The 8,776-nt window shown below is 55.1% G+C and carries 12 protein-coding genes; all 12 read right to left on the bottom strand.

The annotated features are described in order from the left end of the window. On the bottom strand, positions 1-790 hold a 790-nt coding region (locus tag LJD17_RS18810; RefSeq protein WP_455030656.1), incomplete at its 3' end, for a flagellin N-terminal helical domain-containing protein. Positions 791-1,161: 371 nt separating this feature from the next. Then, complete coding sequence (locus LJD17_RS18805; protein WP_227385743.1) at positions 1,162-2,328, bottom strand: flagellin N-terminal helical domain-containing protein; 1,167 nt, start codon at positions 2,326-2,328, stop codon at positions 1,162-1,164. A 256-nt stretch (positions 2,329-2,584) separates the two neighbouring features. After that, positions 2,585-3,322, bottom strand: a complete 738-nt coding sequence (gene fliP / locus LJD17_RS18800; RefSeq protein ID WP_227385742.1) for a flagellar type III secretion system pore protein FliP — start codon at positions 3,320-3,322, stop codon at positions 2,585-2,587. Between the two features lie 91 nt (positions 3,323-3,413). After that, positions 3,414-3,908 (bottom strand): flagellar basal body-associated FliL family protein, encoded by a 495-nt coding sequence (locus LJD17_RS18795; RefSeq protein ID WP_227385741.1) that lies wholly within the window; start codon positions 3,906-3,908, stop codon positions 3,414-3,416. Positions 3,909-3,930: 22 nt separating this feature from the next. Further along, positions 3,931-4,623, bottom strand: coding sequence for a flagellar basal body L-ring protein FlgH (flgH, locus tag LJD17_RS18790; protein ID WP_227385752.1), 693 nt, complete (start codon positions 4,621-4,623; stop codon positions 3,931-3,933). After that, a complete protein-coding gene (locus tag LJD17_RS18785) occupies positions 4,623-5,162 on the bottom strand; it encodes a MotE family protein (RefSeq protein WP_227385740.1) in 540 nt (179 codons plus the stop codon). Before LJD17_RS18785 ends, flgH begins: the two co-directional genes overlap by 1 nt. Before the next feature lie 60 nt (positions 5,163-5,222). Next, a complete protein-coding gene (gene flgI / locus LJD17_RS18780) occupies positions 5,223-6,320 on the bottom strand; it encodes a flagellar basal body P-ring protein FlgI (RefSeq protein ID WP_406600848.1) in 1,098 nt (365 codons plus the stop codon). Beyond that, positions 6,320-6,781, bottom strand: a complete 462-nt coding sequence (flgA, locus tag LJD17_RS18775; RefSeq protein ID WP_227385738.1) for a flagellar basal body P-ring formation chaperone FlgA — start codon at positions 6,779-6,781, stop codon at positions 6,320-6,322. The genes flgI and flgA overlap by 1 nt, the downstream gene beginning before the upstream one ends. A gap of 32 nt (positions 6,782-6,813) precedes the next feature. After that, on the bottom strand, positions 6,814-7,602 hold the full coding sequence (gene flgG / locus LJD17_RS18770) for a flagellar basal-body rod protein FlgG (protein ID WP_227385737.1): 789 nt from the start codon (positions 7,600-7,602) through the stop codon (positions 6,814-6,816). A 9-nt stretch (positions 7,603-7,611) separates the two neighbouring features. Then, positions 7,612-7,950: a flagellar hook-basal body complex protein FliE gene (locus LJD17_RS18765; protein WP_227385751.1), complete on the bottom strand. Its 339-nt coding sequence runs from the start codon at positions 7,948-7,950 to the stop codon at positions 7,612-7,614. After that, positions 7,950-8,369 carry a flagellar basal body rod protein FlgC gene (gene flgC / locus LJD17_RS18760; protein ID WP_227385736.1) on the bottom strand — a complete coding sequence of 140 codons (420 nt, stop codon included), beginning with the start codon at positions 8,367-8,369 and terminating at the stop codon, positions 7,950-7,952. Before flgC ends, LJD17_RS18765 begins: the two co-directional genes overlap by 1 nt. Further along, positions 8,366-8,752, bottom strand: a complete 387-nt coding sequence (gene flgB / locus LJD17_RS18755; protein WP_227385735.1) for a flagellar basal body rod protein FlgB — start codon at positions 8,750-8,752, stop codon at positions 8,366-8,368. The genes flgC and flgB overlap by 4 nt, the downstream gene beginning before the upstream one ends. Positions 8,753-8,776 lie beyond the last annotated feature (24 nt).

The raw sequence follows: 8,776 nt of genomic DNA, 5'->3' as shown, positions 1-8,776 counted from the left end.
AGGACTTGTTCAAGATGCCGCCTTCACCGTCGGTGCCGGCCGTGACGCCGTCGTTAGCGGTCTTGCGGTCCGTCTCGAAGGTGGTCTTGGCTGTCTCGTAGGTGGTCTTTGCCGTCTCGAGAGCCGTGATCGCCGCGGCATCCTTGGCGCTCTTTTCGAACGTCACCTTAGCGGCTTCGTAGGTGTCCTGAGCGGTTTCCCAGGTGGTGACGATGGCGCCCTTGGCAGCGTCGGTGCCGGCGGTCGCAGCCGTGGTGGTCTTGTCGTACAGCTTCGTGTCGTTGACGGAGATCGTCACCGTGTCGACTGTGATGTTGCCGTCGATACGGGTGAACGAAGCTACAACCTTACGATCGGAAACGTAGTTGCCCGCCGAGGAATCGGTGGAGAGCCAGTTTTCACCCGACACGACTGAAGCTTCGGAGGTCTGCTTGAGCTCCTTCAGCTTGGCGTCGATTTCGGTCTGGATCTTGGCGCGGTCGACGTTCGGAGACATCGCGGCCGTCAGCTTAGCCTGGATGTCCTTCATCAGCTCGATCGAGCGGTTCATGCCGTTGAAGGCGGTGTCGACCGAAGCTGCACCGAGGCCGAGAGCGTCCTTCACTGCACCGAGCGAGCCGTTGTCGGCGCGGATGGTGGTAGCGATCGACCAGTACGCTGCGTTGTCCGAAGCGTCATTCACCTTCAGACCGGTGGAGATCCGGCTGCTGGTCTTATCGAGCTGACCTGCGATGCTTTTCAGCGTCGTCAGGGCGGTCATGGCGGAGGTGTTCGTCAGAAGGCTAGACATGGGCTGTCCCTTTGAGTGAGCAAGTTTGCGGGACAAACCTAAGCATCGGCTATCCCTTTGATTTCAAAGCTGAGGGACATACCGGACTTGCACCGGTATAGCAGGGCGGCATCATGCCTTCGAATCACGAACGGTCTTTCAGTTCGACTCAACCTGCTATAGGCGCGAACTTGACATGCGAAGCTTGTGTGAAGCTGTCTTATCGATCGAAGGTCGGGACGATAGAAAGAAGCACCCACCCTTAGAGTAGAATTGTGGGTTTGTCTGGCACTCGAACCGATACGGTTCGTCAAATGAAAAACGCCACGCTTTTTGAAGCGTGGCGTCTGGATGAGTACCTCAGCTTAGAGCTGAGGCGCCTACCGAGGCTATTAGCGGAACAGCGAGAGAACGTTCTGCGTGTTGCCGTTGGCGATGCTGAGCGACTGAACGCCGAGCTGCTGCTGAACCTGCAGAGCCTTAAGGCGGGTCGACTCTTCTTCCATGTCCGCGTCAACCAGCGTACCGATCGAGCGCTCGTTCGCCTTGATGAGCGATTCGACGAAGGTCGTCTGCGACGTGATCTGCGTCTTGTTCGCACCCAGCGTGGTCGCTGCGTCGGTCATGGCGCCCAGAGCCTTGTCGACGACCGTGATGTAGGCGCGGAGCTTCGACAGGTCCTGGTTCTGGATGTTCGAGATGTCGAGCTTGTCGACCGAAAGCTCGTAGTGCTTTAGAAAGCCATCTTCGTCAGCGCCGTGAACAGCGAAGGACTTGTTCAAGATGCCGCCTTCACCGTCGGTGCCGGCCGTGACGCCGTCGTTAGCGGTCTTGCGGTCCGTCTCGAAGGTGGTCTTGGCTGTCTCGTAGGTGGTCTTTGCCGTCTCGAGAGCCGTGATCGCCGCGGCATCCTTGGCGCTCTTTTCGAACGTCACCTTAGCGGCTTCGTAGGTGTCCTGAGCGGTTTCCCAGGTGGTGACGATGGCGCCCTTGGCAGCGTCGGTGCCGGCGGTCGCAGCCGTGGTGGTCTTGTCGTACAGCTTCGTGTCATCGACCGATACATTCACCGTGTCGACCGAGACTTGGCCATTTTCACGGGTGAACGAGGCAACGATCTTACGATCGGAAACGTAGTTGCCGGCGCCGGAGTCGGTGGAGAGCCAGTTTTCACCCGACACGACCGAAGCTTCGGAGGTCTGCTTGAGCTCCTTCAGCTTGGCGTCGATTTCGGTCTGGATCTTGGCGCGGTCGACGTTCGGAGACATCGCGGCCGTCAGCTTCGACTGGATGTCCTTGAGAAGGTCGATCGAGCGGTTCATGCCGTTGAAGGCGGTGTCGACCGAGTTAGCACCGAGGCCGAGAGCGTCCTTCACTGCACCGAGCGAGCCGTTGTCGGCGCGGATGGTGGTGGCGATCGACCAGTACGCTGCGTTGTCCGAAGCGTCCGCCACCTTCAGACCGGTGGAGATCCGGCTGCTGGTCTGGTCGAGCTGACCTGCGATGCTTTTCAGCGTCGTCAGGGCGGTCATGGCGGAGGTGTTCGTCAGAAGGCTAGACATTTGGGTTGTCCCTAAAATAAGCAACACATTTTGGCGGGACATACCGGACTTGCACCGGTATAGCAGGGCGGCATCATGCCTTCGAAGGAGTGGCTCTTAGCCCTCTGTTCAACCTGCCATTTCGTCTTTGCGACGGTTGAAGCTTGCGCGAAGCTTTCGTCATAGTCAAGCGCGAAAGTGCGCCAGGGTTCCTGACGTTTCCCATGCTTAACAAGTGCTTAACGGCGATTGCTTTCAGTTTAAGGACTGACCGCCACTAGAAGTAGGAACGGACAAGTCCACTGATCAGGATGTTCCACCCATCAATCAGGAGGAAGAATAGGATCTTGAATGGGAGCGATATGACGGTCGGGGGCATCATCATCATGCCCATCGACATCACCAGTGTCGCAACGATCATATCAATAACAAGAAATGGCAGCGCAATCAGAAACCCGATTTCAAAACCGCGCCGCAGCTCTGAGATCATGAAGGCCGGAATAATGATCCGGAGATCGATCTTCGCATTCTCTTCGGACTTCTGAAAGGTTCCAGCCGCCATGTCTGTGAAGGTTTGAAGGTCTTTAGGTCTCACATGAGACAACATAAACTCACGAAACGGATCGGCCACACGCGCGAAAGCCTCAACTTCCGTTATGCGGTTTTCCGTTAGAGGGCGGATGCCCTCATTCCAAGCACGATCAAATGTCGGTGCCATCACATAGAAAGTCATGAACAAGGACAGGCTGATAAGAAAAAGATTGGCAGGCGTACTCTGAAGACCCAGTCCCGATCGCAAGAAAGATAGAGCCACCACGAAGCGGGTGAAACTCGTAACCATGATCAGAAGACCTGGCGCAAGCGAAAGGACTGTCAGAAGAGCTACGATCTGGATGATCCGCCCACTGGCTGCCCCGTCTCCCGGCGGAAGCAGGGCGTCCAGGCCTGGGACCTGAGCGCTCGCTGTTGTTGCAAATAGCGCGAAAAAAACTGCGAGAAAAAATTTGCGGGGCATTATGGTACTTTTGCTTGGCCTAGAATCTAGCGATCTACGTGTCTTGACGCGCGTGAGCTATGCGATCAATCGTCGCCAAGCACCTGTGTCATTATTGGATGACAAGGGTTTCTACAACGAGCTCTCGAACCAAACCCTTAGACCGTAGAACAACACGCTCATTGAGATCCTCGCGGAGGTGCTGAAGGCCGCTCGCTCCCTGAACTTGAGTAATGGAGAGCGTTCTCAGATAGGCAAGTATATCCTGCCGGATCTCGGCAACGACGATATCCGGGTTCTCCAGAGCCCCGTTTGTAAAAACAATCGACGATTCAAGGCGGATCCAAACGTCGTCGCCATTTGCAAGGTTCGTCACCACCGGAGCGATATTCCTGAGTGCCAAATCACCTGTGTAGATCAGCGCAGGCGTTTTCTTACCTTCTGCGATCTTATTCTTATCATCGACGGCCTTTTCGACCGTTGAGACCATATGAAGCCCGAATAAGCCTCCGGTTCCCATTGCGAGGAGCGACAGGACACCTAGTGTAAGAAGCCATCCGCTCTGCCCTCCCGGGGAGGATAGTCCCAATCTTTTCTTGCGGGCCATTTCGACGTTCCCTCAGGCTCGATCAGAATGGCGTGATGGCATCATAGACCTGCTGCCCCCAAGCAGGCTGCTGCACATCCGTGATGCGCCCGCGTCCCCCGTAGGAAATTCTTGCCTCGGCAATCTTTTCGTAGCTGATCGTATTCTTGCGCGAAACATCTCCCGGTCTAACAATACCGGCAATGTTGAGCACGCGAACCTCAAAGTTCACACGCACTTCCTGCGAACCGCTGATGATTAAATTCCCGTTTGGCAGAACCTCGGTAACGACACCCGCGACAGACAGCCGAAGCTTCTCAGAGCGATCTATCGATCCCTGCCCTTCCGTCGAGGATCCCGATCGTATATCCCCATCAGCCGAATAGTCACCGCCGCGACCATTGAAATTGTATTTTCCGCCGAAACCTAGATTGATCTTGGAGTTCCGAGAACGGTCGCTGGCATTGTCGAACTGCGCTTTATCATCAATCTGGATGTTAATGGTGACGACATCCCCGACCTTCTTTGCACGAGGATCTTGGAAGAGGTCTGCGCTGTTTTGGGTCCACAAGGAATAATGCGAGGTTCGTCCTGCCATCGGGAACACCGTTGGAACAGGCTCTCTTGCAACGGTCAATCCATAGCCTACCGGAGTCATGGCGGGTTCGCGGCCCAACTCACTGGAAGCGCAAGCTCCTAGAGAGAGCATCATGATGGATAGAGAAACATACTTCATCATGATTTGTCGCTCTCTTGGTTCCGCTTAGCAGCATCAGTGAGAATGTTGGCTAATTGTGCCGCGCGAGCAGGCTCCATTTCATTCAAGACGGCGCTTGCATTGCGAGGGTTTAGTTTCGCGAGAATCGCTGCGGCGGGTTCATCCTGCATATTGGCAAGCTGTACCGCCGCTGCATCGGGACGCATTCTTGAGTATATCGCGACGACCGTCTCGTCTGCCTTGGCAAGAAAGTCATTTCGTTTGCGCAGCCACTCTTCATACTCGGCGCGCTTCTTCTCAAGCAACTGAATTCTCCCTTCGATCTCCTTCTCGAGATTCGTGAGAGTTTCTTTTTGCCATGCATAGCGTGCATCGGCGGCGGCGTTCGCAATGCTCGTGCAGTACTGACTTGCCTTGACGTCCGCACTTGCCGCAACTTGGGATGGCGCGCCTGTAGATGGAGCTGCGCGATCTTGTGCAAGAGCTGCGCCTGACAGTCCGGAAACAGCCAGCCCGAAGCCGAAGATCAACCAGTTAGTCCAGAATAGCTTTCCCATAAGGACGATCCAGAGGCTGAGGTATAGTTTACAAACGAAACGAACTGCCCTGTCGCCGATCTACTGAACAACGAGATCTGCTTGCAGGGCACCGGCAGTCTTGACCGCCTGAAGAATGGCGATGATGTCAGTGGGTTTTAATCCAATCTGATTCAGCCCTTTAACCAAGGTCTGAAGATCCGACCCGCCGATCACCGCAAGATGAGCATCCTGCTCGTTTGCAGTTATTTGAGTGCGCGGAACGACCCTCGTCCGGCCGTTGGAGAAGGGCTCAGGTTGAGACACAAGAGGCGTTTCCGTCACCCGAACGGTCAGGTTGCCATGTGTCATTGCAACCGTTGAAATCTGCACGTTCTTTCCGATAACGACAGTTCCTGTTCTTTGGTCGACGACAACGCGCGCGGGGGTATCGGGTTGAACCCGGAGATCCCCGAGTTCGGCGATGAATCTGGTCGTCCCGATGTCCTTCGGCCGGTTGAGGACAACCGTCCGATAGTCGCGGGGCGTCGCCACTCGCTTACCAAACCGACTGATTGCATAAGCATTTATGGCGTCGGTGATTAGAGTCGCGGTCTTATAGTCCGGGTTTTTCAGCTCGAGCACGAGCGACGCGACTTCGCGCATTGCCCCCGGAACTTCTTTCTCGATGAGGGCGCCGTTCGGTATCCTGCCTGCAGTTGCAACGCCTTGAGTCAAGGTCTCGGCTTGGCCGGTAGCATTGAATCCAGACACAGCAACGGGACCTTGTGCAACTGCATACACTTGACCGTCGCCTCCCATAAGAGACGTCAGCATGAGCGTACCACCTTTGAGCGAGGTAGCATCCCCGAGCGACGTTACGGTCACGTCTATTCTTGAGCCGGCACCAATAAACGGCGGCAGGTCCGCCGTGACCGTAACGGCTGCGACGTTTCTTGTCCGAAGAGGAATGTCTCTTACGTTGACGCCCATGCGATCAAGCATCGACTGCAGGGATTGTTCTGTGAATTGGGAATTTCGCAGTGTGTCTCCAGTTCCCTGAAGACCCATGACAAGGCCATACCCCACCAGCTGGTTGTCACGAACCCCCTGAACGGACGCAATGTCTTTGATTCTCGTCGACGCATATGCAGTATCGACGAGAACTAACATCAATATTAAAGCTAGGAGACGTTTCATCATTGACCACCAATACGGATCGTTCCGTCGGCTTGCACTGTTCCTAGAATGATGCGTCCCGTATCGATGTTTCTCACACGAATTTGCTCACCGAGACTTCCAGATTGAAGAGGTGACCCCATTGCAGAGATTGTCAGACCTTCTTCCTGGAAAATGACTTGTGTCGCCACTCCCCGTGTTACCAGCCGTGCGTCATCTACGGCGTTCGTAGGTATCGCCTCACCTGGAATCAGCATGCGACGAGCGACTTTTCCGATTAGCTGTACCGGCGATTCGATTACCGCAGAGCGAGCCCGGAAATTGGGCGAAAAGCTCCGCTCCTTCAGCATTGTTTCCCTGATTGTGTCGCCTGGATAGATCGTCACAGCCGGTACGGGCAGCAGAAGTTCTTCTGCAACGGCCGCTGAAACGCCGCTTACGATAAACACGGCGACGAGCAATCTCAGGATATGGTTTTTCATTGATCGAGCCACAATCATTCTAGACGTCTTCGTCAGCGAATGCCTTTCGAGACCGTCGCCGCCATCTCGTCGGCTGCTTGGATCACTTTTGAGTTCATCTCATATGCGCGCTGTGCCGAGATAAGATTAGTGATCTCTTTGACAGGATCGACGTTGGAACTCTCCAGATAGCCCTGGTGAATCGTTCCGAATCCTTCCGTATTCGGGAACCCAGCAACCGCTGCGCCCGAAGCCGGCGTCTCTCGATAGTAGTTATTGCCGATCGGCTCGAGGCCCGAATCGTTGGCAAAGTTTGCGAGTTCTAGCCGTCCGAGTTCGACCGGATCGACTTCGCCACTCACTTTCGCAAAGATGCGGCCATCCTGGTTAATCGATATGTCCAACGTGTTCTGCGGAACTGGATTCAATCCAGGCAAAGCATAGCCTTCGAGCGTCACGATCGCCCCGGTATCGCTCTTATTGAGTGCGCCAGCGCGGGTATAAATCCGCTCTCCCGTCGGTCCCTGCACCTGGAACCAACCACGGCCATTGAGGGCGACATCGAGCTGATTTGTTGTGTTGGTAAGCGAGCCTTGACGGTGCAGGTTACGGATTGCCGCCGTCCGAACGCCGAGACCCAGCATTGCTCCTTCGGGAAGCGGGGTTTCGCCCCCTTGGTTCGGAATACCCTGCAGGCGCTCAGCTTGGTAGAGCAGGTCGGTAAATTCCGCTCGAGCGCCCTTAAAGGCGGTCGTGTTGACGTTGGATATGTTGTTGGCGATCACTTCAACATTCAGCTGTTGAGCGTTCATGCCCGTAGCGGCAATTGCGAGAGCTCTCATTTTATTTCCTTAAATCGCCATACGTGAGATTTCTTGGTAAGCCGCTACGACCTTGTCTCTGATCGCGATTGCAGTTTGGAGGGCTTGCTCCGCAGACATTACCGCTTCAACAACCTGTTGCACGGAAGCCTTGCCTTGAATGCCCGCGATTGCCGCTGATTCACCTACCCGAAGTGTTTGTGCAGCATTGGCTGCCACCTGGACCATGATGTCCCCGAAGTCAGCATGCTGGGTCGCGTTCGGGATCGAAGTGACCTTCTGCGACGAGATCGAGCGCGTTGATGAGATCGCGTTCGCTTGCTCGATAGACGAGGAGATCGAGGATATTGTCGACAATGCGTCTATCATCATGCACCTCTGAGAAGATCGATGAGGCCAGCAACCATGGATCGCGTCTGCTTCATCATTTGAAGATTGGCTTCGTACGAGCGATTGGCCTCGCGCATGTCAGCCATCTCGATCAGCATGTTGACGTTGGGAAGCTTGACATATCCGTTTTCGTCGGCGGCAGGATTGCCTGGATCATACTCGACTTGAAACGGTGCCCGGTCCACGCCGATGTCCTGCACCTTCACGGATGCGGCTCCAAGGGCCCGGTCCAGTTCGCTCTTGAAGGTCACCGTTTTCCGCGCGTACGGGTCGGAACCGGCCGTCTTTCCCGTCGACTGAGCGTTTGCGATGTTTTCTGAAACGATTCTCAGACGCATGGATTGCGCCTCGAGGCCTGCCCCAGCGAGTCGAGATGAAGCTTGAAGAGGATCTATCATTGGCCCGACCTCGTGCTCGCCAACATCATTCTGTGAAACGCCTTCACGATGTTCGTGTTTAACGACGACTCCCGGCTGATTTCGCCGGCCTTCATCATTTCCTGCTCTAGGCTGACTGAATTTCCGGAATGCATCGTGTCCCAACTATCGGTTTTCTTGACCTTGGTTGGCTTGTCGTATGTGTTCTCAAAGCTGAAGTGGCCGCTGTCTGTTGCCGCCATGGCTAGCTGCGTCTTGTCGAACACTTTTGAAAATGGCTCGACATCCTTGGCTTTGTAGCCGGGAGTATTTGCATTTGCGATATTGCTTGAAATTGTGGCTTGTCGAACTGACAACCAGCGCGCCTGGCGCGACGCAACATCAAATAAATAAATCTCCCCCACAGAGACCTCCTAGATAGGATATCG

Source organism: Microvirga rosea, from assembly GCF_020595095.1.
Classification (GTDB): domain Bacteria; phylum Pseudomonadota; class Alphaproteobacteria; order Rhizobiales; family Beijerinckiaceae; genus Microvirga; species Microvirga rosea.
This window is presented reverse-complemented; position numbering and strand designations above follow the sequence as displayed.

What these genes read in the sequence shown, in the direction of transcription:
- LJD17_RS18805 (WP_227385743.1), bottom strand. Translation starts at nt 2,328, where the DNA reads ATGTCTAGCCTTCTGACGAACACCTCCGCCATGACCGCCCTGACGACG.
- fliP (WP_227385742.1), bottom strand. Translation starts at nt 3,322, where the DNA reads ATGCCCCGCAAATTTTTTCTCGCAGTTTTTTTCGCGCTATTTGCAACA.
- LJD17_RS18795 (WP_227385741.1), bottom strand. Translation starts at nt 3,908, where the DNA reads ATGGCCCGCAAGAAAAGATTGGGACTATCCTCCCCGGGAGGGCAGAGC.
- flgH (WP_227385752.1), bottom strand. Translation starts at nt 4,623, where the DNA reads ATGAAGTATGTTTCTCTATCCATCATGATGCTCTCTCTAGGAGCTTGC.
- LJD17_RS18785 (WP_227385740.1), bottom strand. Translation starts at nt 5,162, where the DNA reads ATGGGAAAGCTATTCTGGACTAACTGGTTGATCTTCGGCTTCGGGCTG.
- flgI (WP_406600848.1), bottom strand. Translation starts at nt 6,320, where the DNA reads ATGAAACGTCTCCTAGCTTTAATATTGATGTTAGTTCTCGTCGATACT.
- flgA (WP_227385738.1), bottom strand. Translation starts at nt 6,781, where the DNA reads ATGAAAAACCATATCCTGAGATTGCTCGTCGCCGTGTTTATCGTAAGC.
- flgG (WP_227385737.1), bottom strand. Translation starts at nt 7,602, where the DNA reads ATGAGAGCTCTCGCAATTGCCGCTACGGGCATGAACGCTCAACAGCTG.
- LJD17_RS18765 (WP_227385751.1), bottom strand. Translation starts at nt 7,950, where the DNA reads ATGATAGACGCATTGTCGACAATATCCTCGATCTCCTCGTCTATCGAG.
- flgC (WP_227385736.1), bottom strand. Translation starts at nt 8,369, where the DNA reads ATGATAGATCCTCTTCAAGCTTCATCTCGACTCGCTGGGGCAGGCCTC.